Here is a 23,162-nt window from a genome sequence, read left to right as displayed (position 1 = left end):
TGGGCCCATGAACGGGGGAACGCGCATGGACCCGGTGACATCGGGGCCCGGTGGTGACGGTGTGACCGGTCCCGAACCGATGCACGAGACCGTCCCGCTGGACGGTCAGGGCACCTGCATCGCCGAGGCACGTCGCCACGCGGCCGACTTCCTCGCCCGGGTGCAACGCGAGTACGGGCTGCCGGTGTCGGACCGGGCGATGGACCTGACCCGGCTGGTGGTCAGCGAACTCGTCACCAACGCACGCAAGTACGCGCCGGGTCCGGTACTGCTGGAACTACGCCTCGTCGGCGGTCTCGTCGAGGTGGTCGTGTGGGACAGCGATCCGGCGCTGCCGATGGCGCGGCCGGCCGACCCGGACCGGGTCGGGCAGCACGGACTGGAGATCGTGATGGCGGTCGTCCAGGGCTTCGAGGTGCAGAGGGAGCCGGTCGGCAAGCGAGTCACCGCGCGGATCGCCCTGGCCGACGACCCGGACGACGCGCTCTCCGGCCGCTCCCCCCGCTAGCCTCACGTGGCGTCGTCCGCGCGCAGGACCCTGGCGCGGGAATCGATGAAGGTGAAGTGCTCCCGGGTGCCGGTGAGGGAGAACAGCCGCTCGACCGCGGGATGGAGGGGGCCGAGCAGGAGCAGCGCCCGGTTCGTGTCCCGGTGTCGGCGCCAGGCGTCGAGCAGGGCGTTGAGCAAGCCGCTGTCGGCGAAGGTGACCCGGGAGAGGTCCACCAGGGTCACGGGGCGTGCCGAGTCGTCGGCCTCGGCCCAGGCGGCCTGGAGCAGATCGCTCTCGTCGTCGTCGATCTCGCCGCGCACCGTGATCTCGAAGACTCGGTCATGGCAGGCCAGCCTCACGGTAGCCCTGCGTTCCCACTGCATCGCGTCGTCCCCGTGCGCCATCGGTCGGTGGCCCGCGCGGCGCGGTGCCGCCGGGCCTTGCGTGGTCCTCCTACCCAGCCCCGATCATAAGTTGCCTATCGACAAGTATCCGCCGTGCGGAGGGAACGGTCGGTCAGGGCGGCGGTGCCGCGCCGGAGCAGGCGCAGGGAGCGGGGGAAGTCCCGCAGTTGGTGTCCCAGGGCACCGAGTGCGGCGACCATGGAGCGGGCCGGCACGCCCCGCGCCTCAAGGACACGGGCGGTCCAGTCAAGGAACGTGGTGAAGAGCGCCGGGTCGTCGACGTACAGGGCGGTGGCCAGGAACTCCACGATGTGCGAGAGGTCCTCGGCGGTCCGCTCGCGCTGCTCGTCACTGTAGGCGCGCAGGGGCGGGAAGAGGTCTTCCAGGGCCGTCATGGTCTGCCTGACGAGAAGGACGCGGGACCGGGCGACGAACGTGTACTCCTGGTCGGTCAGGTGGGGCAGGTCGTCCACCACCTGCCGGGCCGCCGCCGGGTCCGGCGCGGGCAGGCCCTCCGCGAGTACGGCCGCCGCGGCACGGGCGTCGGGCGCCCACCTGTCGACGCCCAGCGCGTGGGCGTAGCGCCCGTCCGGCCCGAAGGCCCGCCCGCCCGCCATGACGGGGACGCCTATGGCCTGGCAGGCGGTGACGGCGGCGTGCGCGGCGGGCAGGCGCGTGGGCAGGGAGCCGGACAGCAGCACTGCCTCGGACCCGGTGCTGTGCAGGTGGGAGACGAGATGATGGGTGGGGGTCTGGGCACCGAGGTAGTCCACGCGCCAGCCCCGCAGGCGCAGCACCTCGGCGACCAGCCGCGCCGGCAGGGCGTGCCACTCGCCGTCGACACAGCTGACCGTGACACGCCCCCGGGGCGTCCCGCCCGCACCGGTCTCGCGCTGCCTGTCGTGCGCGAGGCCGCTGATCACCCGTTCGTTGAGCGCGGTCGCGGCATGCTCCTGCGCCACGGTGAGGCGGCCGGCGGCCCATTCCCTGCCCACCCTCTCCTGAACCGCGGCGATCACGTCCAGCAACAGCGTCTCCTCGCCGACCCCGTCGGCCCGGGCATCGCGGACGACCTCGACCGCCGTGTGCTCGTCGCCATGGACCACGGCCTGCCACAACGCGTCCACCAGGGCGTGTGTCGTCGCCGGGGGAGCGGTCACGGAATCCTCCGGTGGGTCGTGGAGCGGGCGCGGCCCTGATCGTCCGCCACCGTCCGGTCCGAAACGCGGGGCGCGCCGATGGCCACGGTGGCGATGTCGTCGTGGCTGCCCGGCCCCAGCCACTGGGCGGTCAGCATCTGGATCCGCTCGACCACCGCCTCGGCCGGCAGCCCCGCGCACTCCGCGAGGACCCGCTTGAGCCGGTGCTCGCCGAAGAGCTCGTCCCCCAGCGGACCGCCTCGGGCCTCGGTGACGCCGTCGGTGTACAGCAGACAGGTCTCCCCGGGGCGCAGCGTCACCCGTGCGGTGGTGGCGGTGACCCTCGGGAGGGCGCCGATGAGTGATCCGCGCGTGGCGGCCTCCTCGACGGTGCCGTCGGCACGGACGATCAGCGGGGGGAGGTGCCCCGCGCTCGTGAGCCGCAGCGCCACCTCACCACCGCGCCGGCGGACGGACGCCAGGACCAGGGTCGCGAACCGGGTGTGGGGGGACGACAGCAACGCCTTGTTGAGCAGGGTCAGCATGCGTACGTGATCGGTGGCCAGCGGCAGCAGGGCGTGCAGCGTGTTGCGGATCTTGCCGGTCAGCACCGCCGCGTCCAGGCCCTTGCCCGCCACGTCCCCGAGCGTCACCAGGCTCTCCTCGGCGGGACTCGCGCCGGGATGGACGTCGTAGAAGTCGCCCCCGATGTGTTCGTTGTCCCGCGCCGGGCGGTAGGCGCCCGCGTACTCCACCCCGTGCACGCTCTCCAGCCGTGGTGGCAGCAGTTCCCGCATCAGGGTGGCGGTGATCGAGGATTGCTCCGTGTACAGACGGGCGGCCGACAGCGCGGCCCCGGCCCGGGCCGCGAAGAGCCGGGCGAAGAGTTCGTCGTCGTCGCTGAACGCCTGTTCACCGCTGGAGCGAAGCAGGACCAGCGCACCGGCGGACACACCGTGCCCGGGCAGCGGGGCGACTATGACGGAGCCCACCGGCTCCCGGAAGCCCGCCGGACGCGACCAGCCGGGCAGGCGGGCCGGGTCGATCCAGCGCGCGGGTACCGGGGGGAACCCTTGCAGGGCCTCGGCCAGTCCGGGGAGGTCGCGCACCTCGACCGACGCGGTCACCCGGGTCACCGGCCCGCCGCGGAAGGCGTACGTGAGCGGATGCCGGCGGCCCTGCGGCGGAGCGACGAGCACGGCCGCCTCGGCGAGGTGATCGGTGGCCATGCGGGCCGTGGCCTCCAGGCACCGCGTCAGGTTCAGTGTCGACAGCAACTGGCCGGAGACGTCGGCCAGGAGGGCGGTGCGCCGGCGTGTCCCGGCCAGGGCGGCCTCCGCCAGCCGGCGGTCGGTGTCGTCGACGAGCCACCACACCACGTCGCCCTCGTCCGTCGGGGTCGGGTGCGCCTCGAAGAACCGGTCCGCGACGGCGCCGGCCGTCCGGACCGCACCGCCCGACGTCCCGTCCGTGAACCGTCCGTGCGCCTCCGCCAGCCAGGACGGAACGGTGTCGCGGAGCTTGTCCCCGCGGACGGCGTCGGACCACAACTGCCGGGCCGCGCCGTTCAGTTCGACCAGGCCGCCGTCCCGGTCGGCGACGAGCACCGGGTACGGTGCATGCGCCCATGCGGCACCGGGACCGGCCGCGACACAGCGAGGATCGACGGGGGAGCCGCTGGAACCGAACACACGCGGGGGCGCGTCCGGGACGCGCCCCACCACCTCTCTGCGACGGACAACAGATGTCTTATGGCAACAGTCCCGCATGACGCCCCTCGGCGCAAGCGGCTCTCGTCGTTCCCGGTTGACGCGGTCCGGGCGGTGCGCAGAGGGCACCGCCCGGACGGGGCGGGGACCTTCGTCACGCGGACGCGTTCGCGCGGGCGGGAAACCGTCCCATGGAGCCAGGGCCCCCGCGCGGCAGCGGTGCCGCCCGTCTGGAGATCCGGAGCGCGGGCCACGCTTCCCGAGGGGCGACCAGGGCGTGGAGGGGCACGGCGGGGGAACCCGGCCGTGCCGACGAACGGATCGGAGGACGGCCATGACGGGACACACCGACGAGCCCGCCGAGCGGTTCGACCGGGCCCGCGACGAGGAGGAGCCCGGAGCGCACTCGGGCAGCGAGAGCCGGGCCCGCGACCGGACGGTTCCGGGCACGGCCGGCGCCAAGGAGGGCTACCAGCCCGAGGAGGGCACAGCGGCCGGCGAGCCGCTGCGAGGCGTGCGGGCCGAGGAGCGGCCGGAGGAGCGGCGGCAGGGAGACGAGGAGGCCGGTTCCGGCCGGTAGGGAGGGCTCACCGGGCCGTGCGGCGCGGTGTCACCCGGCGGGGCCGCCCACGGTGGCGGCCTCGCTGTGCTCCTCGCCGTCGCCCCCGCCGCCCGCGCCGGGACGCCATACGACGAGACTGCTCACCTCGAAGCTCATCTCGGTCGTGTCGTCCTCGGGCGGCGGATGGTAACGCCCGGCGCTCACCGAGAGGTTGACGATGAGGTAGGCGTGCCAGGCGCGGCCCACGCCCCGCCGGTCCGAGAACACCGGCGTGCCGTTCAGCCACCAGACCACGGAGCGGCGCCCGAAGTCGGTGCGCAGGTCGACCCAGGCGCCGGGACGGACGGCGTCATCGTGCACAGAGCGGTCGGCGCCGCGCACATGGTTGGTCAGTTCCAGCAGGTCCGGGTGGTCCGGGTGGTACTCGAAGACGTCGATCTCCTGGTCGCCGTCCCGCCAGGTCCAGATCGCCGGCCAGGCGCCGATCTCCAGGGGCAGCCGGACGCGGGCCTCCAGCACGTCCCCCGTCCGGACCGTGAACCCCTCCTCGCTGCCCTCGGTGGTCAGCAGCCCCGTGTTCCATCTGCCGTCCGGCCGGCGCGTGGCCCGGAAGACTCCGGAGCGGCTGTGGTCGGCGTCGGGCACCAGGTAGTCCAGTTTGTCGTCGCCCGGATTGACCGGGCCGCCGTCCGGATACGCCCACGAGCGGCCCGCGACCCACTGTGTCGGGGAAGCGAAGTCCGCCGTGAACACGACGTCGGATCCGGTCGGGCGGCGCGGAGCCGGCCGCCGGCCGCCCGGTGCGAGTTCCTCCATGCCCGATGTCTCACCGGCGGTCGCCCGGTCATGCGCGCGGGCCCCGATCCGGCCCCGAGATTGAGCCGTCCGGGTGAACGGCGGATGCTTCGGCGCAGACGGGTGCCCTGGGCGCGCGGCTCCCGCTGGACCGCGCTCACCGGGACGTCCCTCGGCTGCCGGCCCCGGCTCGCCGCCAGGGCCGCGCAGACGCCGCCGCCTGTCCGGTGGCCGTGGAGATCGGCATGACGCGGGAGGAGCAGGCCACGTGGTCCCCGGAGACGCGGCCGCCCGCAACCGGGGACGGGGCGGAGCCGGTCAGCGGACGACGCGGTGCCGTCGGCCTCCTCGGCGCAAGTGCACCGCCGCGAAGACGAGGTCGAGGACGAGCAGGACGGCGCCGATGACCAGGAGGTAGACCAGGCCGTGGGCGACGAATCCGATGATGCCCAGGACGACGGCCACGAGGATCAGGAACAGGAACAGACTCATCGGATCTCCCGGCGTTCTTCCATACGTCAACGGCGGGCCAGGCGCCGCTCGCCGCCGGCGCCAGGGGTGTAGGTCAGCTCGTAGTGGGCGAAGACGTTCGGCTCCTCGGCGACGGGCAGTTCGCCGTCGGTGTCGATCGCCGGGGCCTTCTTGACCTGGTCCTTGCTGTGGGTGACCTTCAGGTAGCCGGGACCGACCGTCGCACCGGGGAGCGGCACGAACACCAGGCGGCGACGGGTGGGCAGGCCCACGGTCACCGTGGCGAAGAACGGCTGGTCGGTGGCTGTGTCCACATAGACCGACTCCAGGGCGCCGATCTTGTGCCCCTTGGGGTCGACGACGTCGTGCCCTCGCCACTCGCGGATATCGGATGCCTCGAACATCAGAACCTCCTCTGCGGGGGTACCCACGATCGGGCCGGTGATGTGGCCGCGCCACCCGAACGCCTCAGAAGGCGTACCGGATGCGCAGCCAGGGGGCGCGGGACGCTACGAGGTCCCGCAGGGTCCGCACGGCCTCCGCTTTGACGCGGGTGGCGTAGCGGACGTTCAGCGCGCCGTTCTCCGAGCGTTTGCCGTGTTGCAGGGCGGGCCGCCACAGCACTTCCTCGGCGCGGGGGTGCCATCCCAGGTTGACCTCGTGCAGCTCCCGGTTGTGCGTGAGCATGATCACTTCGGCGGCCGCCTGCCGTTTGACCTTGTCGGGCAGGGTGTCGTCGAGATGCCGCAGCAGTTCGGACCAGGCTTCCTGCCAGCCCGGGCGCACCACCACGGGGGAGAGGTTGAAGTGGACCTCGTATCCCGCGTCCAGGAAGTCCGCCGCGGCGGCGATCCTGTCGGCGACCGGTGACGTCCGCAGGTCCAGCAGCCTTGAGTCCGCCGAGGGCATCAGCGAGAACCGGATGCGGGTCCGGCCCCGCGGGTCCAGGGCGAGCAGGTCGGGGTTGACGAACTTGGTGGCGAACGACGCCTTCGCCGTGGGCCACTGGCGGAAGGCGCGGACGAGATCCGCGGTGTTGTCGCTGATGAGCGCGTCCACCGAACAGTCGCCGTTCTCCCCGATGTCGTAGACCCAGGCCGACGCGTCGCACTGGTTGGGGTCCCGTTTCCGGCCCTGCCGCGCGATGTGCCGTGCCAGGTGGGCGATGATGCCGTCGATGTTGGTGAAGACGGTGACGGGGTTGGCGTATCCCTTGCGGCGCGGCACGTAACAGTACGCGCAGGCCATCGCGCACCCGTTGGAGGCGCCGGGGCCGATCCAGTCGGCGGACCGGCCGTTGGGCCGCGTCGTCAGTGTCTTCTTCTCGCCCAGGACCAGTGTCTCCCCCTTCACCCGCACCCAGCGCTCGACGTTCCCCTCGTTGCCGTGCAGCCCGGGGATGCGCCAGTGCGACTCCACCGCGATCACCTCGGCCTCCGGGAAGCGGGCGAGGATCTGACGGCCGCGCGCGGAGGCGGCGGCGGCCGGCTCGGCGTAGACGGTCCGTACCGGAAGGAGGCGGCGGGCCGTGGCGGAGTCACGGAAGGCGGAGCGCTGCTCCGGCCCGTGCCCGGGAACCGTGCCGTCCCGGCCGGTCGCGCGCGTGCCGGGCGCGGCGGTGTCCAGCGCGTCGACATCGAACAGGGTGTCGGGGCCGTCGTCCGGTCCGGCGGAGGGGTACCGCATCTCTGCTCCGCTCGGGAAGGTGCCTCGGGAAGGCGTCGTGGGGGAGTCTCCACTCCACTGTAGGCATGTGGCGCGGCGGTGGTTCCGCGCACCCGGCCGGCACCGGAGCACCGGTGCCGGCGGACCCGGGGGACTCAGCGGTCGTCCAGAGGATCGTGACCCCAGTTCATCAGCGAGTGGCGCCACCGTGTGTCGCGTACGTCCCCGGACGGGCGCTGTGCGAGGTGACGGCGGATGTAGCCGGTCACCTTGCGCATGTGCGCGTAGTCCGCGTCCGAGAGGTCGCCCTTCTTCTTGCGGAGGATGTCCACGATGGCGCGGCCGGAGGCGTGACCGGTGGACTCGCCTCCGTCCTTGTGCTGTCCGGCGGCCCGGGAGTCGTCGGTGGCCAGCCACTCCTCCAGTGCGGAGGGTGTCATGTTCACCAGTTCGCGGAAGCCGTCCCGGATCTCCTGGTGCTGCTCCTCGCCCGCCACCGGGCCCTACTTCTTCCTCTTGAGCGCGGACGGCTTGTGCACGGCCGTGCGGCCGGACTTCTCGCTGCGCACCTCGTACTGCGGGTCGTCGGGCGAGGCGTCCACGGTGCGTCCCGCCGCCTCGGTGCGCTCGGTGATCTTCTTCTCCACGGTGCCCGTGGTCTCGCTTCCGTGGCTCTTCCAGGCCACCTTGTCGCCCTTGGACGGCTCGTTCTCGTCTGACGCGCGCTTCGCCTTGGCCATGGTCGTACTCCCGGGGACGGAGATTCCGGTGTGCCGGTGGATCGGGGTGTGTCCTCCTACCACCGTGCCGGGAGAGGGCGCGGTCCGCACCCGCGGGCCCGGCCGGCCCTCTCCCCGGACCGGAGACGTCAGGAGAGCTTGTCGACCGCCGTTCGGGTGGTCGTCTTGAAGGCCTTGACCGGGGCGTCGCGGAACGAGCCCATCTGCGACCACTTCACGACCGTCACGGTCCTGTCGTCGCGGCCGACCGAGAACAGGGCGATGTCGGAGGCGCCCCAGGTCGCGGTGGTGTGGACGCCGTAGACGTGGGCGCCCGCCGCCACCCCGACCTTGCCGTAGTACTTCTTCGCCGCCGCGATGTCCGGGAACTGCGCCCCGAGCTTCTTCGCGCAGCCCGCGAGGTCCTTGCGCAGCAGGGCGGCGAAGTCGGCGGCGCGCTGTGCGTCGCGCTCCACCACGGTGACCTGGAGGGCGTTGGTGTCGAGGTCCGTCCAGTAGGCGCGGTGCACGGAGATCGACGGCAGGGCGTCCCCGACGCAGATCGGCAGCGGATCCGGCCGGCCGGCGGTGACCGGGCCGGCGTACCAGGGCGACGACGGGTGGGGCGGCAGGTCCGCCGGGTCGAGGAAGGCGGGTGCGTCGGCGGTGCCGGCGGCAGCCGTCGCCGGCACCGCCGCCAACGCGAGGGCGGTGCCGGTGGCCAGGGCCGTCAGAGCGCTGCGGATGCCCCGCGTCCGGATCGTCATGTGTCCCCCTGTGTGATGCGTCGGATGCCGGTGAGGACGGGTTCCTCCCGGCCGTTCATGTGGAGTACGACCCGTGCCGGGGGCGGTTCGTTGTGCCCCCGTGTGGCACGGAACGGTCACGGACGTCACCGGTCGGCGGTTACGTCCGGTTCTCACCCGGGTCCGGCCGGACGGGCAGGTTCCGCACGCCGCGGGCCACGCGAGCGGGGCCGCATGCGAACGGGGCCGTACAACACCCGGTGACCGGTCGGCCGGGCCCGGCGGGCGAGCGGGTGCCCGAGGGCCCCGGCGGCTGCGATCCGGGCCGGTGCGACGCCCGGACAGGACATGGCCGCCGGGGAGATCGCCGCCGGCCTCGCAGGCGGTGCTGTCCGGGTTCGGTGCCACCGGCGACGCCCGGCATCCCCCAGCCCGCGGCAGGCACTGGCGGACGCCGGCCTGACCCCCGCGGACATCCACCACGTCAACGCGCACGCCCGCCCGCGGTGAGCGGTTTGTTAGGCTCGCCCTGCCTCCCGTGGGGGAAGTCCGGTGAGAGTCCGGCGCTGACCCGCAACGGTGTGTGCGGGGACCTGTGGTCCTCGCGCGAGCCCGATCGCCCGTGGAGGGGCCAGCGACCCGTTTGACTGCTCGCCGCGGACTGCGAGAGGGGGCCGCGCGGCCGGCACGGCCGTACGGGCTGTCCCTGTTCGACGTTCCGCGGCGGCCCGTGCGAAGGACGGCCCCACCGTGCGTCGAAGAACGGCCACCTGCCGGATACCCGCGCTCCCGCTCGGCCTGGCGCTGGCAGCGCTGCTGGTGCTCTCGCTCCTGTGCGGTGTCGCGCTCGGGGCCGCCGGAATCGGCTGGGCCGACGTGCTCCGCCTGCTGTGGGCCGGGCTCACCGGCGGCACCCTGCACGCCGACGACGCGGCCCCCTACACCATCGTCTGGGAGATCCGGCTGCCCCGGGTCCTGCTCGCCGCCGTCGTCGGGGCGGGGCTCGCGGCGGTCGGCGTGGCCGTGCAGGCCATGGTCCGCAACGCGCTGGCCGACCCGTTCGTCCTCGGCATCTCCTCCGGCGCCGCGGTGGGCGCCAACGCCGTCATCCTGCTCGGCGCGCTGGCGGGACTCGGGGTGTGGGCGCTGTCGGTGTCGGCGTTCGCCTCGGCGCTCGCGGCCATGGCCCTCGTCTACGCCGTGGCCCGCTCGCCGCACGGACTGACCCCGCTGCGGCTGATCCTGACGGGCACCGCGCTCGCGTACGGCTTCGAGGCCGTCACCACGGTCATGGTGTTCGGCGCGGTCCGGGGCGAGGCGGCCCGGTCGGCGATGATGTGGCTGCTGGGCAGCCTCGGCGGCGCCACCTGGGCGCAGGTGCCGCTCGCCGCGGTGACCGTGACCGCCGGGTGGGCGTGGCTGCGGTGGCGCGCGGAGGCGCTGAACGCGCTCGCCATGGGGGACGAGACCTCGGCCGCCCTCGGTGTCCCACCACCCCGTCTGCGGCGGGAGCTGTTCCTGGTGACCGCGGCCGTCACGGGAACCGTCGTCGCGGTCAGCGGTGCCATCGGATTCGTCGGGCTGATGGTGCCGCACGTCGTGCGCATGCTGGTCGGTGCCGACCACCGCCGGGTGCTGACGGTGGCCCCGCTCGCGGGAGCGGTGCTGCTGGTGTGGGCGGACGTGCTGTCCCGGCTGCTGCTCGCCCCGGCCGAACTGCCGGTCGGTGTCATCACCGCGGTGGTCGGTGTCCCCGCGTTCCTGCTGCTGATGCGGCGGGGCGGTTACGCGTTCGGGGGGCGCTGAGCATGCGACTCGACATCGATGACATCACGATCGAGGCGGCCGGAACCCGCCTGGTCGAGCACATCGACCTCACCGCGGACAGCGGGACGTTCGTCGGACTCGTCGGCCCCAACGGCAGCGGCAAGTCGACCCTGTTGCGCAGCGTGTACCGGGCGCTGCGGCCGACCGCCGGGGCGGTGCGGCTGGACGGCGACGACCTGCACGCCATGGACCCGCGGGCCGCCGCCCGCGTGCTCGCGGCGCTGCCCCAGGAGTCGTCGGCCGAGTTCGACTTCACCGTGGCCGAGGTGGTCGCCATGGGGCGGCTGCCGCACCGCGGCCGTACGGCCGCTTCCGACCGGGAGACCTGTGCGCGGGCGATGGACCGCACGGGCGTCGCCCACCTCGCCGACCGGGGGTTCGCCGGTCTGTCCGGAGGCGAGAAGCAGCGGGTCCTCATCGCCCGCGCGCTGGCGCAGCAACCCCGGGTGCTCGTCCTCGACGAACCCACCAACCACCTCGACATCGCCCACCAGTTGGATGTTCTGTCCCTGGTCCGCGACAGTGGCCTGACCGTCCTGGCCGCGCTGCACGACCTGAACCTCGCCGCCGCCCACTGCGACGTCCTGTACGTCATCGACAAGGGCCGGATCGTCGCCGCCGGCCCGCCGCACGACGTACTGCGCCCCGCCCTGCTCGCCGAGGTGTTCGGCATCCGCGCGCACCCCGTGCGGCATCCGGTGACCGGCGCCGTCCAGCTCCTGTTCGACCTGCTTCCGCCCACCACCTGAGGACCACCATGCGCACGCTGCTCGCCGCCGCCCTCTGTCTCGCCGCGACCGCCACCGGCTGCGGTGCCACGGTCGAGTCCGCCGAGGACGCGCGATCCCCTGCCGTCACGCTCACCAACTGCGGCCGTGAGGTGACCTACGACAAGGTTCCCGAGCGCGTCGTCACCAACGACGTCGGCATCACCGAGCTGATGTTCGCGCTCGGCCTGGAGGACCGCATGGCCGGCTTCGCCATGCCCGACGACAAGGGCGACCTGAGCCGCGTGCCGTGGAAGGACGGTTACGACAAGGTGCCCTGGCTGTCCAAGGACCAGCTCACCAAGGAGAACGTCCTCGACGCCCGCGCCGACCTCGTCGTCGCCGGCTGGAACTACGGCTTCCGCGAGGACGGCGGCTTCACCCCCGACGCCCTGGAGAAGCTCGGCATCCCCTCGTACGTCCTCACCGAGTCCTGCCGCAACGGGCGTACGAAGACCTCGCGGGGCGTCATGCCGCCCCTGGACGCCTTGTACACCGACCTCACCAACCTCGGCAGACTGTTCGGCGTCGAGAAGCGGGCCGAAGCGCTGGTCGACGGCTTCGAGAAGCAGATCGCCGACGTGCGGGCGAAGGCTCCCAAGGGCGCCGACCGCCCCTCGGTCTTCCTCTACGACAGCGGCCAGGACACACCCTTCACCTCCGGCCGCTACGCCGCCCCGGAGCAGATCATCACCGAGGCCGGCGGCGTCAACGTCATGCACGACGTGGCGGACTCCTGGACCACGGCCGGCTGGGAGAGCGTCGTCGAGCGCGACCCGGACGTCATCGTGATCTGCGACTACGGCGACGTGAGCGCCGAGCGGAAGAAGGAGTTCCTGCTCTCCTACGCCCCTCTGCGCGACGTCTCCGCCATCAGGCACCGGCGGATCGTCGCCCTCGACTACGCCGACCTGGTGGAGAGCCCCCGCAACCCGTCCGCGATCGCCCGGCTCGGCGCCTATCTGCGGACGGTGGCGGGGGAGAGGTGACCGCCGGAACGGTGTACCGGCCGTACGACGGCGGTACGGACCGCGGCAGCGTCGAGCCGCGGTCCGTACCGGGTGAATCGGCCGGGCTGCGTGGGGTCAGCCGGTCCGGTTCACCTTCGCCAGGGCCTTGGCCAGGCCGTTGGCCCACAGCTGGTTGACCCGGGAGCGCTCGGTGGCGTTCGGGTACCGGTTGGTGCAGGACGGGCCGGGGCCGCCGCCCGACATCAGTTCGCTGCACGGACCGCTGTAGTGGTCCGGCAGGCCCAGCACGTGGCCGGTCTCGTGGGCGGTGACGCGGATGGAGTCGTACTGCTGGTTCTGCGCGTAGTCCAGGAAGATGTAGCCGCTGCCGTGCCCGTTGGTGGAAGCGTAGGACCCGCGCGGGTCGTTGCCCTCGTAGTAGGTGAAGTCACCGGCGCCCGAGGTCGCCTGGAGCTTGACGTTCGACACGGAGCTGTTCCAGATGGAGGCGGCGCTCGATATCTGGGAGCGGAAGCTCGGGGCCTGGGAGGCGTTGTAGTAGACGGTCACCACCTTCAGCGAGGGCTGGTCGGCCTGCCGCTCGGCGACCGACTTGAGCACCGCGTCGAAGAACGCCTTGCTGCCGGCGCTGTCGGCCGTGCCCACGTAGCCGGCGGTGGCGGTGCGGGTCGGTGCCTCAGCGGTGTTCCGGGCGCTCGCCGGGCTCGCGGTACCCAGTGCGGCGGAGGCCAGACCGAGACCGAGGGCCAGGGTCAGGAGTCTTCTGGTCTGCTTCGACCCGGTGCTGCTGCGGAACGACGCCATGGGGGGCTCCTTCTCGTCCTGTGGGGTGGAACGATCGGTTGCCTGTGAGTCTCGGGCAGGCCAACGGGGCGGGGGATGATGGCAATCGGGGATAGCCCGGGGCTATCGCGGGCCGACTCGTCCCTGTTCGTTGGCACTTGAACGTCTGGTGCGGTGCCGTGCGCCGTCCTACGCTCCCCCCATGGAGCTGGAGGTGAGGCACCTGCGCGTCCTGTGCGCCATCGCCGACACCGGCAGTCTGCACAAAGCCGCACGGCAACTCGGCCTGGCGCAACCCTCGTTGAGCACTCAGCTACGGCGCATCGAGCGCGCCCTCGGCGCTCAGCTCTTCGTACGCACCCAGGCCGGCTGCCGTCCCACCCCGCTGGGGCTCGCCGTGCTGAGCCGGGCCAGGCCCCTGGTCGCGGAGTTCGCGGCGATCGTCACCGAGACCAGGGCAGCCGCCGCCCGCGCCGCCGGCGGGTTCCAGCTGCGCATCGGCGCCACCGCGAGCCGGGCCATCCCGGGCTGGTTGCGCCTGCTGAGGGCACGCCCCGGCCCCGCACCGACACTCCAGATGAACGTCTCCGGCAACGCCCTGCTGGCCATGGTCGCCGCCGGCCGGCTCGACATGGCGTTCGTGCACGAGGTCGAGGGCAGCCCGCTGCGCATCCCGCCCGGCTTGTGCCTGCGGGTGCTCGTCGAGCGCGAACCGCAGTTCGTCACCCTCGCCGCGGACCATCCGGCCGCCTCACAGCCGGAGCTGAGCCTCGCCGACCTGGCCGGTGACCGCTGGATGGTCGACTCCACGGTCGACGGCGAGTGGGACGGCCTGAGCCGGGTCCTGCGTGCCGCGGGCCTCAACCCCGAGATGCTGCACGGCGACTACCTCACCGCGTACTCACTGGCCGCCACCGGCGAGGTCGTCACGGTCAGCCAGCCGACCGCCCATCCCCGTCCCGACCTCGCGATCCGCCCGCTGAAGGGCGACCCGATAGGGGTGCGCCTGCTGCTGGCGGCCCATACCGAGGCCGAACTGGACGAGGTTTACCCGGAGTTGGAGGAGGCCTACTGGGCCGTGGCCCGGGAGGCGCCGGCCTACCGGGAGTGGCTGAAGCGTGCGGAGCCACGCGGCGCCCGGGACGGCCGTGCCCTGCCCGCCCGGTGGGCCACCGCCGCGGGACCCGCCGACGCGCTGACGTGAATCACCTCCCTCAGCCCCCGCCGGCTCCGCCCGGTCGGCGAGCGCGGTTCCACCGCGGTGCGCCGCCACCGCCCGCTCACGGGTTGCCCCGCCTTCCCGGAGACGGGCGTCGGCGCGGACCGGTCGCGTGCGGGCCGGAGCCGGCGGTCGTCGATCCCACCTCGTGGACGACGCCGGTCACACATCCGGCAGCAAGAGCCAGACCTCCGAGAAGGCCAGGCCGTGGGCACGGGTCACGGTCCCGCACGGGCAGCCCAGCGCGATCCGGGACCAGTCGCAGGTCACCGTCCACGGCCCGGTCGTACCCCCGCATCCCGGGCAGTGGACTGTCCGCGCCGTCCACACGCCGGGCGCGGGGTGGCCGTGGCGCCGGAACCGCCCCTCGTACCGGACCTGCCAGGGCTCGGCGGGCGGCGTGAGCGGACCGGCCCCCGGCGGGCTCGGCGCGGCCAGGGCGCTGAACACCGCGATCAGAGCGGGGAGCAGGGTCTCACCCGCCACGGTCGGCGCGCGTGCCACGCCGTCCGACGCCCCTGGCCGGGCCCCGTACGCCGGGGCTGCCGCCGCGGCCGGCGGGTTGGGGACGCCGTGCCAGGGCAGCAGCGCCCGCGCGACGGCCGCCAGCACAGCGGCGGCCGACGGGCTGACGGTGCCCGCGTCCAGGTGGTGCAGGACGGTGCGCAGGACGCGCTGGAGCCGTCGGTCCCGGTCCGTGGCCCGTGTCCGCGCCGCCGCGCCCCGCCGGACCGGCAGCGGGGCGGTGAGCCGGCCCAGGACGGCCACCGCCGCCTCGGCGTCCGCGGGGGCGGGTCGCCACTGTCCGGCAGCCACGAGCCGCAGCGCACGCGCGGACTCCCGCCCCAGGGCGCACACCGGCAGCGCCCCGCCGGAGCCGCCCACGGGAACGCCGAGCCTGTCCGTCATGCCCCCCAGTCTCCCTCCCTCCCGGTCCCCGTATCCGTCGCGAGCCCCCTCACGATGAGTCGACGGACCGGAGCGTGCCCGCCGCCCGCACGGGGGGACCGCCCGTCGTGGCCGCGCCGGACGTCGGTGCCGAGGGCGCGAGCCCACCGCTCCAGCAGCCGTTCGGCAGCTGCCACCGCGCCTCCACACCCCCCTTGAGACCACGGACGGCCGGTGCCACGCAGACGGCTTCGTCCATCCCAGGGCGTTCGGGCGGCGCACGGGTCGATGGAGCGGAGGCCGGGTCAGCCGGGCAGGTCGCCGGTGTAGCGGTAGATGTTCCCGGCCGAGTTGACGCCCCACACGGTGCCGTCGACACCCGCGCCGATGCCGGTGAGGCCGCCGGGGATCAGGACCCACGGGCTCGCGTCGTGGTTGGTGAAGCGATAGATGCTGCCGCCCGCGTTCACCCCCCACACCGAGGTGCGCGAGCCCGCCGAGATGGCTGTGAGCGCGCCGCTGATCTGCTTCCAGTCGGCCATCCCGCGACTCCTCTTCCGCTCGACAACGCTGCATGCGGACGATCCCCCAGCGGAACGATTCAGCCGATCGGCGAATGTGAAGCATGATCATAATGTGTGTCTGGAAAGCCGTGTTAGCGACATGGGTGGTCGATGCGGGCTGGACCGATGCCGCACGCCGGTCCATCGATGTGACGCGAACCGACGTCGTCCGTATGGGCTGTTCACGCCGATTGCGTTGACGTCGACGCGTGTGCGGCTTCTGCCGTCCCGTGCGGTTGACGGACAACTCTAAGGTGATCAAGTGACAGCATTCAGCATCCTTGAAGACCGCAGCGCATGGCAGAAGGACTTCGAGCGGCGGCTCCACGCCTCCTACACGGCGGCCGGGCTCGGCGTGGCCGCGGCCGGGCGCCTGGTGGAGGACATCCGCGCCCGCATCGGTGACTGGACCGTCGCCGAGATCACGGACGCCGGGACCCGGGTGGGACACGTCGCCGTGGAGGTGGCCGACGACAACGGCGTCCTCGCGGGCAGTATCCACGACCTCCGTGTCGACACCCCCCACACCGGCCGGGGGCACGAACAGGCCGCCCGGGACTGGGCCGAGGCGTGGTGCGCGGAGCGCGGCGCGCGCCGGCTGGGCATACGGCTCACCGAGCCCGCCGGTGACCTGTTCGACGGTTACGGCGTCCGGGGCCAGCTCAGGGCGCGGAGCATCGGCTCACCGCCCGAGCCGCTCGACGGCGTCACCGCGCGGCCGATGACCCCGGCCGAGTACCCGGCCTGGCGCGCCTCCGAGACGGCCGCCTACGTCGCCGGCATCGTCCGGTCGGGGGCTTTGACCCCGGAAGAGGCCGCGCGCAAGGCCGACCGGGACTTCGAGAAGCTGCTGCCCCAGGGGCTGGAGACGCCCGACAACACCGTCCTGGTGCTCGAAGCGGCCGGCGAGCCGATCGGCACCGGCTGGCTGCGGCACGGGCATCTGCCGGGGGTGACGTACGGCTACTCGCTGTACGTCCAGGAGCGGTACCGCGGCAAGGGGTACGGGCGCGCCGCGATGGCGGCCGGCGAACAGGTCGCGCTCGCGGCCGGTGACTCGATGCTGATGTTCACCGTGTGGGGCGGCAACGAGGTGGCCATGAACCTGTACACGAGCGCCGGGTACCGCGTCGTGGAGGAATCGCGCTCCCTCGACCTTCCCCACGGCTCTTCCCGCGGCGCGGCCTGACCCGCTTCAGCACGGCCCTGACCCTCGGTCCCGTCCGCGGACCGAGGGTCAGGGCCTGTGCCCGTCCGGTCAGGGCCTGTACCCGTCCGGGCGTCCTCCCCTCCTCGTGCTACTGAATCAGTCACCGCAGCCGCCCGGCTGACCTTGGAGGACGACCCGTCGGGCAGGCGCGTGCGCGCCACGATGTCCGCCGCGGGAGTCGACGTCTCGCACGTCCGCACCGACACCCGCCACCCCACGGGTCTCCTGGTGAAGAGCCCGGACTCCGCCACCGGCACGCGCGTGCACTACTACCGGACCGGTTCGGCGGCTTCCGCGCTCGGCCCGGAACTGCTGGACGAGGAGCCCTTGCGCTCGGCGGCCCTGCTGCACCTCACCGGCATCACCCCGGCCCTGTCGGCCTCCTGCCGGGCACTGGTCACGAAGGCCCTGACCGGTTCCGTGGACGCGCGCCCCCACGCGGTCAGCTTCGACGTCAACCACCGCCCCGCCCTGTGGCCCGACGGCACCGCGGCCACCGTGCTGCGCCGGCTCGCGGACCGGGCCGACATCGTCTTGGTCGGCCTCGACGAGGCCCAGGGCCTGTGGGGCGAGGACCTGACGGTCACCGACGTACGGCACCTGCTGCCGCACCCCCGCATCCTCGTGGTCAAGGACGGCGCCCGCGCCGCCACCGCCGTCACCGACCACGGCGTGTGCACCGTGCCGGCGCTGCGGACGGCGGTGGTCGAACCCGTGGGCGCGGGCGACGCCTTCGCCGCGGGCTTCCTCGCGGGCCTGCTGCGGAGCCTCACGACGGCGCAGGCGCTCCGGCTGGGACACATCACGGCGGTGTCGGCGCTGCGGGTGACAGGAGACCACGGCCCACTGCCCGCCGCGGACCGCGTCGAACGGCTCCTCGCCCTGCCGGACCCGGAGTGGGAGGCACTCGGCCGGGCGCCGGAGCGAACTCCTCCGGGTACGGGGTACACCCCGGGCGGCGCCGCCCCCTGACCGCTGCGGCGCCGCTGCCCCCATAGAAGACGGAGGCACCGACCGGCGGTGTGAGCCCGATCGTGGTGGCGACGGTGATCCCGGTGGTGTCCTGGTCCCCGGGCCCGCACCGGAGCCAGGGACCGAGCAGTCCCAGCGGGTCTTCCCGGGCCACGATCCGGTCGCCCTTCCCGGCCTGTCCGAAGCGGTTCCGCGTCGGGGACACCTCGAACGTGCCCCGCTCGCCGTCCGGTTTCGCGGACCGTGCACACCATGTCGGCACCGTGCCCGCGGTGTTGGCCGACGACGTCCACGACGACCGTGTCCACCGGCTCGCCCGCGGTGCGCGTGTACCCCTCGTACACCACGGGCCCGGCGAACAGCGTCAGCGCGAAACCCGCCACCGCCACCAGCGTGGCCGCGCCGGCCCGATGCCACACCCCGCCGACGAGACACGTCGCGACCGCGACGACGGCCGGCACGACCACCACCCGAGCGGCGTCACCCACCGCGCCACCCCGGCCCCGCAGAGCAACAGCGCCGCAACCGCCACGGCCCACTTGAACGAACCGACCACCCTGCGCGCCGGCGTCGACGCCGGCCTCACGCCCACGACCCCGCGACGAGGGCACGGGCAGGCGGCGGGGCCCACCGTGTGGAGCAGACCATGCCGCCGGGCCGGGAAATCTGGGTATACACCCTGGACAGCGACAAATACGCACATATGGTCGCTGCCTGTTCCGGGAGGCACCATGAGCCAGCAGCCAGTCCTTCTCCCTTACGCCGACCCGGCCTTCATGGCGGACCCCTTCCCCCTCTACCGGCGACTCCGCGAGGAAGGCCCCGTCCGCCGCGCGATCATCGCCGGCGGCCTCGACGCCTGGCTGGTCACCCGCTACGAGGACGGACTCGCCGCACTGTCCGACCCGCGACTGAGCAGCGATGTCCGCGACGCCTCCGACCCCCGCCTCATCGAACAGCTGCCCGAGTTCGAGCGGGAGTCGATGGTGAGCACCATGCTGCGCTCCGACCCGCCCGACCACACCCGGCTGCGCCGCCTGGTGTCGAAGGCGTTCACGGCGCGCCGGGTCGCCGGGCTGCGGCCCCGGATCCAGGAGATCACCGACCGGCTCCTCGACGCGGTCGTCCCGACCGGCCGGGCGGAACTCGTGGCGGACTTCGCGCTGCCCCTGCCGGTCACCGTCATCAGCGAACTGCTGGGCGTGCCGGTGGACGACCGGTACGACTTCCAGCGGTGGACCGACGCCATGCTCGTGCGCGGGGAGGAGATGCCCGACCCGGTGGTGATCGACGAGGCGTGGCACCAGATGCGCGCCTACGTGACGAAGCACCTCGAAGCCAAGCGTGCCCGGCCGGGGGACGACCTTCTCAGCGCGCTGATCGACGCCCACGACCACGAGCAGCGGCTGAACCACGACGAGCTGATCGCCATGACGTTCCTGCTGCTGGTGGCGGGCTACATCACCACGGTCAACCTCATCGCCGGCGGCATCGCCGCGCTGCTCACCCACCCCGGCCAGCTCACCCTCCTGCGGGATCGTCCGGAACTGCTGCCCGACGCGATCGAGGAGTTCCTGCGCTACGACGGCCCGGTCAGTCCGGGCATCGCCCGTTTCGCGCGCGAGGACGTCGAGATCGCCGGCGTGACCGTCCCGCGCGGCGCGACCGTGCTCATCGCGTCCGCCATCGCCGACCGTGACCCGGCACGGTTCACGGAACCCGAGCGGCTGGACATCACCCGGCGGGACAACGGCCACCTGGCCTTCGGGCACGGCATCCACTACTGCCTGGGCGCGCCGCTGGCCCGGCTGGAGGGCCAGGTCGCCATCGGAACGGTCCTGCGCCGCCTGCCGGACCTCGCCCTGGCCGTGCCGCCGACGCGGCTCACCTGGCGCCCCGGCGGCCTCCGTGGCCCGGCGCGGCTGCCCGTCACGTTCACCCCCGGCGGCCTGGGCTGAAACACCGCCGGCCGCCCCTCGGCCACCGCGGCGCCCCTGGGGCGGACGGCCCGGCTGGATGGCCCCATCGGCCTCATCCCCCCGGGGCCGCCGCGACCTACGGTGGAGGCGAGATCACCCGAGGCGACGGCAGGAGACCAGGTGGAGATCGTTGCGTACGGCGTCCTCGCGGACGAGGAGCCCCTGCTGCGAGAGGCGTTCGACAAGGCCTTCGCCGACCGTCACGAGCTGCGCTGTCTCGGGCTCTTCCTGGACCGTGACACCGTGCCGACCGCGCTCGGCCACGAGGTGGTGATCAGCGGCGTCAACGACACCCTGGACGCCGAGGTGCTGCGTGCCCTGGCCGACGGCGGCACCCGGATGATCGCCCAGCGGTCCACCGGCTACAACAACATCGACCTCGGTGCCGCCCAGGAACACGGCCTGTCGGTGGCCCGGGTCTCGTCCTACTCGCCGTACTCGGTGGCGGAGTTCGCCTGGACCCTCGCACTCGCCGTCGACCGCCGGATCGTCCGGGCCGTGCAGCGCACCCGGGAGTTCGACTTCCGGCTCGACGGGCTGATGGGCCGGGACCTGCGTGGCCGCACGGCCGGGGTGGTGGGCACCGGCAAGATCGGAGCCGCGTTCGCGAGGATCGCCCACGGCTTCGGCATGCGGCTGCTCGGCTGGGACATCGCCGAGAACCCCGACTGCCTCGCCCTCGGCATGGAGTACGTGTCGCAGAGGCGGCTGTTCGCGGAGGCGGACCTGGTCAGCCTGCACGTGCCGCTGCTGCCCGACACCCACCACCTCGTCGACGCCGAGGCCCTGGCGGTGATGAAGGACGACGCCCTCCTGATCAACTCCAGCCGGGGCGGCCTCGTGGACACCGACGCCCTCCTGCAAGCCCTGCGCGCGGGGCGGCTGCGCGGCGTCGGGCTCGATGTGTACGAGGAGGAGGCCGGCGTGTTCTTCCTCGACAAGTCGCTGGAGGTCATGACCGACGAACGCCTCGCGCGGCTGATGACGTTCGGCAACGTGCTGGTCACCTCGCACCAGGCGTACTTCACCAGGGACGCCGTCGGCCAGATCGCCGAGACCACGGTGACCAACATCGAGGACCACTTCGCCGGCCGTACCAGCGACAACACGCTGGTACGGCCCGTGACGGCGTGACACACGGTCTCGGCCGTGCGCGGATTTGGCCCCCGCTGGTCCGCCGCCCCGGGAGTGGCGGACCAGCGCCTGCGAAGGCGCCGTAGCGGGGTAAACGGAACCTACGCTTCCAGTGGTTCGCGACGGAAGACCTGGGGGTGTGGTCCGCCTCACACCGGTCCAATGGATCTGTCGGCGAGGCGCTGACCTGCCGAAACGTAAGGGATCACGGCAAGTTGGCGCGTGAGGACACCGCTCATCCCCCTATCTGGGCGAGCACTCCGACCACGGATGTGGACAGCGAGAGGACCGCACAGAACACGGCCCCGGCACCGAGCAGCGCGGCGGGGTAGGTGGCACCGTCCAGACGGGCGAGCTTGGCTGCCACGGCGGCGCTCAGCAGCGCGGTGAGCACCAGCAGCGCGGCGGTGACGAGGACGACAGACAGGCGGTCCATGGCGACGAACTCCCTCTCCTTCGGCCGGATGTCGGCGCGAGGAACATCCCGCAGGTGATGTTCGCCGGGGTTCGGCTGAACGAAGATGAACACCGGTGGACACGAGGTGCCTGGGCCGCGCACCCAGGACGGACGGGGGGCCTGTATGCAGGAGCGGGTGGGGAGCCGCGGTCCCGGCACGGACGCACTCGCCGAGCTGCGAGCACGCCTGGTCGACGCCCTGGCGCGGTCGCGGCTGAGCAAGACCCAGCTCGCCGCACGCGCGGGACTGGGCCGTACGACCGTCTGGGCGGCCTTCCGGGACGGCGCGCCCCCGCCCACCCCCCACACCGTCGCGGCGCTCGCCGGAGCACTCCGCCTGCCGCCGGAAGAACTGCACGCACTCCGTCGCCGCGCCCTGGACGAGCACGATCCCGGGGAGGCAGGGGCGGCGACCGCCCCGTCGTCCGGCGACACCGGCGTCGGCCCACGGCCCACGGCCCGGGCCGACGGGGTCGAGGTCCTGGTCGAGCAGGCGGATCCCGTGGGACGTTTCCTGGTCCTTCCGTCGCCCGTTCCGATGAGCGACCCGCCGGTGCGGCCCCCGGGCGGCGCCATCGGCAGTGAGGACGTCCTGGGCTGGGCGAGAGCGCGGGGCGCCGTCGACTTCTCCTCCACGCTGCTCTTCGTGACCATGACCAACCGCTCGGACGCCCACCTCACCCTGCGGAGCGTGCGCGCGCTCGTCCTCGAACGCGGGGAGCCGGTGCGAGGAGCACTCGTCAGCATCCAGCCGGCCGGCAGCCAGGCCGTGCCCGAGCTGGTCTTCGATCTCGACGAGGTCGAGCCGGAGCTGTGGGAGGTCGACGAGTACACCCGCCGGACCGTCGGCAGGCGGCCCTACCTCGATCGCACCCATGTCCGCCTGGCGCCGGACGAGTCCATGAAGCTCATCATCACGGCGCAGGTCCACCGGTCCTGCTGCACCTGGCGGTTACGCCTCGCCTTCCGTCCCGACGGCGGACAGGAGTTCGTCGTGCGGCCGCCCGGCCGGTACCGGACCAGCGGTCTGCCGGTCGAGGGGCTGGCACCCGTCCTCGCCTGGCAGTGGCACGCGAAGCCGCCCGCCTTCGCGCCGACGACCCGGGACCTCGGATGGTGCCGGGTGGGCGAGGGCGCGCCGCAGCCCCCCGGCCCGCTGCCGGAAGGCGGGACGCTGCCGGACTGGGCGGCGCACCCGGATGTCGTCCGGTTCCTGCCGGAGTCGCTCGACTTCCTCACGACCGGTACGGCAGGACCGGAACGGCTCCGCCGGTGTACGGCCGCCCGCTCGGCGGCAGCGGCGGTCGAGACCGCGTCCCGGGCCGTGGCCCAGGCGTTGCGCGACGGAGCGGCAGACGAGGCGCGCCGCGTACAGGACGACCTCAAGGCCGCGTTCGCCCCGCCGCTGCTGGTCCAGGCCGAGGTGGCGATGCTGCTCGGCCACGGCTTGGCCCGTGGACACCTGCCAGCCCCCACGCATGACGTGCTGCGCTCGTACATCGAACGCACACCGGCGGCGGCGGTCCTGCGTCCGGCACTCGCCGCCGTCGAACGCGAAGGGGGAACACCATGAACGCGACGCTCCGCGCCGTGGCTCCACTTGAGGTCCGCGAGGGCCTGGAGACTTGTCCCGGGTATCGGTACCGCGCCGTAGGCGCACGTAGGCTCTGGACGCGCACGGTCGACCACGGC

At 73.1% G+C, this 23,162-nt stretch carries 24 protein-coding genes and 1 pseudogene; 11 read left to right on the top strand and 14 right to left on the bottom strand.

What is annotated here, in order from left to right; all coding sequences use genetic code 11:
• Positions 1 to 25 precede the first annotated feature (25 nt).
• Positions 26 to 508 (top strand): ATP-binding protein, encoded by a 483-nt coding sequence (locus IE273_RS23710; protein WP_189817199.1) that lies wholly within the window; start codon positions 26 to 28, stop codon positions 506 to 508.
• A gap of 2 nt (positions 509 to 510) precedes the next feature.
• Here IE273_RS23710 and IE273_RS23705 read toward each other — a convergent pair whose 3' ends face one another.
• The 3 genes from IE273_RS23705 to IE273_RS23695 all read right to left on the bottom strand — a co-directional run bounded on the left by IE273_RS23705 (position 511) and on the right by IE273_RS23695 (position 3,640).
• Positions 511 to 894 (bottom strand): STAS domain-containing protein, encoded by a 384-nt coding sequence (locus tag IE273_RS23705; protein WP_229887421.1) that lies wholly within the window; start codon positions 892 to 894, stop codon positions 511 to 513.
• Between the two features lie 74 nt (positions 895 to 968).
• Positions 969 to 2,054, bottom strand: coding sequence for a cobalamin B12-binding domain-containing protein (locus IE273_RS23700; protein ID WP_189817158.1), 1,086 nt, complete (start codon positions 2,052 to 2,054; stop codon positions 969 to 971).
• A complete protein-coding gene (locus tag IE273_RS23695) occupies positions 2,051 to 3,640 on the bottom strand; it encodes a PP2C family protein-serine/threonine phosphatase (protein ID WP_189817157.1) in 1,590 nt (529 codons plus the stop codon). Before IE273_RS23695 ends, IE273_RS23700 begins: the two co-directional genes overlap by 4 nt.
• 436 nt (positions 3,641 to 4,076) lie before the next feature.
• On the opposite strand from IE273_RS23695, the gene IE273_RS23690 reads away from it, so the two are divergent.
• Complete coding sequence (locus IE273_RS23690; protein WP_189817156.1) at positions 4,077 to 4,322, top strand: hypothetical protein; 246 nt, start codon at positions 4,077 to 4,079, stop codon at positions 4,320 to 4,322.
• Positions 4,323 to 4,352: 30 nt separating this feature from the next.
• Here the strand turns inward: IE273_RS23690 and IE273_RS23685 are convergent, their stop codons facing one another.
• The 7 genes from IE273_RS23685 to IE273_RS23655 form a co-directional block, all read right to left on the bottom strand.
• The gene (locus IE273_RS23685) at positions 4,353 to 5,120 is read right to left on the bottom strand and encodes a LamG domain-containing protein (protein ID WP_189817155.1); all 768 of its coding nucleotides are present in this window, start codon (positions 5,118 to 5,120) and stop codon (positions 4,353 to 4,355) included.
• A 297-nt stretch (positions 5,121 to 5,417) separates the two neighbouring features.
• Positions 5,418 to 5,591, bottom strand: a complete 174-nt coding sequence (locus tag IE273_RS23680; protein ID WP_189817154.1) for a hypothetical protein — start codon at positions 5,589 to 5,591, stop codon at positions 5,418 to 5,420.
• Positions 5,592 to 5,617: 26 nt separating this feature from the next.
• Positions 5,618 to 5,974: a PRC-barrel domain-containing protein gene (locus tag IE273_RS23675; RefSeq protein ID WP_189817153.1), complete on the bottom strand. Its 357-nt coding sequence runs from the start codon at positions 5,972 to 5,974 to the stop codon at positions 5,618 to 5,620.
• 64 nt (positions 5,975 to 6,038) lie between these two features.
• Positions 6,039 to 7,256 (bottom strand): spore photoproduct lyase family protein, encoded by a 1,218-nt coding sequence (locus IE273_RS23670; RefSeq protein WP_189817152.1) that lies wholly within the window; start codon positions 7,254 to 7,256, stop codon positions 6,039 to 6,041.
• Between the two features lie 134 nt (positions 7,257 to 7,390).
• On the bottom strand, positions 7,391 to 7,732 hold the full coding sequence (locus tag IE273_RS23665) for a DUF3140 domain-containing protein (RefSeq protein ID WP_189817151.1): 342 nt from the start codon (positions 7,730 to 7,732) through the stop codon (positions 7,391 to 7,393).
• A gap of 6 nt (positions 7,733 to 7,738) precedes the next feature.
• Positions 7,739 to 7,975 carry a hypervirulence associated TUDOR domain-containing protein gene (locus IE273_RS23660; RefSeq protein WP_189817150.1) on the bottom strand — a complete coding sequence of 79 codons (237 nt, stop codon included), beginning with the start codon at positions 7,973 to 7,975 and terminating at the stop codon, positions 7,739 to 7,741.
• 128 nt (positions 7,976 to 8,103) lie between these two features.
• Positions 8,104 to 8,721, bottom strand: a complete 618-nt coding sequence (locus tag IE273_RS23655; protein WP_189817149.1) for a hypothetical protein — start codon at positions 8,719 to 8,721, stop codon at positions 8,104 to 8,106.
• A gap of 729 nt (positions 8,722 to 9,450) precedes the next feature.
• Here IE273_RS23655 and IE273_RS23650 point away from each other — a divergent pair.
• From IE273_RS23650 to IE273_RS23640, 3 genes are read left to right on the top strand one after another with little or no spacing between them, the layout of a single operon-like run.
• The gene (locus IE273_RS23650; RefSeq protein WP_229887419.1) at positions 9,451 to 10,506 is read left to right on the top strand and encodes a FecCD family ABC transporter permease; all 1,056 of its coding nucleotides are present in this window, start codon (positions 9,451 to 9,453) and stop codon (positions 10,504 to 10,506) included.
• 2 nt (positions 10,507 to 10,508) lie between these two features.
• Positions 10,509 to 11,276, top strand: coding sequence for an ABC transporter ATP-binding protein (locus tag IE273_RS23645; protein ID WP_189817148.1), 768 nt, complete (start codon positions 10,509 to 10,511; stop codon positions 11,274 to 11,276).
• An 8-nt stretch (positions 11,277 to 11,284) separates the two neighbouring features.
• The gene (locus IE273_RS23640; RefSeq protein WP_189817147.1) at positions 11,285 to 12,283 is read left to right on the top strand and encodes an ABC transporter substrate-binding protein; all 999 of its coding nucleotides are present in this window, start codon (positions 11,285 to 11,287) and stop codon (positions 12,281 to 12,283) included.
• A 96-nt stretch (positions 12,284 to 12,379) separates the two neighbouring features.
• Here IE273_RS23640 and snpA read toward each other — a convergent pair whose 3' ends face one another.
• Positions 12,380 to 13,069 (bottom strand): snapalysin, encoded by a 690-nt coding sequence (snpA, locus tag IE273_RS23635; RefSeq protein ID WP_189817146.1) that lies wholly within the window; start codon positions 13,067 to 13,069, stop codon positions 12,380 to 12,382.
• A 181-nt stretch (positions 13,070 to 13,250) separates the two neighbouring features.
• Here snpA and IE273_RS23630 point away from each other — a divergent pair, with 181 nt between their 5' ends.
• Positions 13,251 to 14,252 (top strand): LysR family transcriptional regulator, encoded by a 1,002-nt coding sequence (locus IE273_RS23630; protein ID WP_189817145.1) that lies wholly within the window; start codon positions 13,251 to 13,253, stop codon positions 14,250 to 14,252.
• A 177-nt stretch (positions 14,253 to 14,429) separates the two neighbouring features.
• On the opposite strand, the gene IE273_RS23625 is transcribed toward IE273_RS23630, so the two are convergent.
• A complete protein-coding gene (locus tag IE273_RS23625) occupies positions 14,430 to 15,176 on the bottom strand; it encodes a hypothetical protein (RefSeq protein ID WP_189817144.1) in 747 nt (248 codons plus the stop codon).
• Between the two features lie 284 nt (positions 15,177 to 15,460).
• Positions 15,461 to 15,697 carry a tectonin domain-containing protein gene (locus IE273_RS23620; RefSeq protein WP_229887417.1) on the bottom strand — a complete coding sequence of 79 codons (237 nt, stop codon included), beginning with the start codon at positions 15,695 to 15,697 and terminating at the stop codon, positions 15,461 to 15,463.
• Between the two features lie 283 nt (positions 15,698 to 15,980).
• On the opposite strand from IE273_RS23620, the gene IE273_RS23615 reads away from it, so the two are divergent.
• From IE273_RS23615 to IE273_RS23600, 4 genes and pseudogenes are all read left to right on the top strand, one after another.
• A complete protein-coding gene (locus IE273_RS23615) occupies positions 15,981 to 16,907 on the top strand; it encodes a GNAT family N-acetyltransferase (RefSeq protein WP_189817143.1) in 927 nt (308 codons plus the stop codon).
• Between the two features lie 144 nt (positions 16,908 to 17,051).
• Positions 17,052 to 17,900 (top strand): annotated as a pseudogene (locus tag IE273_RS23610) (sugar kinase); the annotation flags it as partial.
• Positions 17,901 to 18,631: 731 nt separating this feature from the next.
• Positions 18,632 to 19,858, top strand: a complete 1,227-nt coding sequence (locus IE273_RS23605) for a cytochrome P450 family protein (protein WP_189817141.1) — start codon at positions 18,632 to 18,634, stop codon at positions 19,856 to 19,858.
• Between the two features lie 141 nt (positions 19,859 to 19,999).
• Positions 20,000 to 21,013 carry a 2-hydroxyacid dehydrogenase gene (locus IE273_RS23600; protein WP_189817140.1) on the top strand — a complete coding sequence of 338 codons (1,014 nt, stop codon included), beginning with the start codon at positions 20,000 to 20,002 and terminating at the stop codon, positions 21,011 to 21,013.
• 235 nt (positions 21,014 to 21,248) lie between these two features.
• Here the strand turns inward: IE273_RS23600 and IE273_RS23595 are convergent, their stop codons facing one another.
• Positions 21,249 to 21,449 carry a hypothetical protein gene (locus IE273_RS23595; protein ID WP_189817139.1) on the bottom strand — a complete coding sequence of 67 codons (201 nt, stop codon included), beginning with the start codon at positions 21,447 to 21,449 and terminating at the stop codon, positions 21,249 to 21,251.
• 157 nt (positions 21,450 to 21,606) lie between these two features.
• Between IE273_RS23595 and IE273_RS43695 the strand changes: the two genes are divergently transcribed.
• Complete coding sequence (locus IE273_RS43695) at positions 21,607 to 23,043, top strand: helix-turn-helix domain-containing protein (protein ID WP_229887415.1); 1,437 nt, start codon at positions 21,607 to 21,609, stop codon at positions 23,041 to 23,043.
• Positions 23,044 to 23,162: the final 119 nt, after the last annotated feature.

Source organism: Streptomyces olivaceoviridis (assembly GCF_014650115.1).
Taxonomy (GTDB): domain Bacteria; phylum Actinomycetota; class Actinomycetes; order Streptomycetales; family Streptomycetaceae; genus Streptomyces; species Streptomyces olivaceoviridis.
The sequence above is the reverse complement of the archived record's forward strand: the minus strand, read 5'-3'. Positions and strand labels throughout refer to the sequence as shown.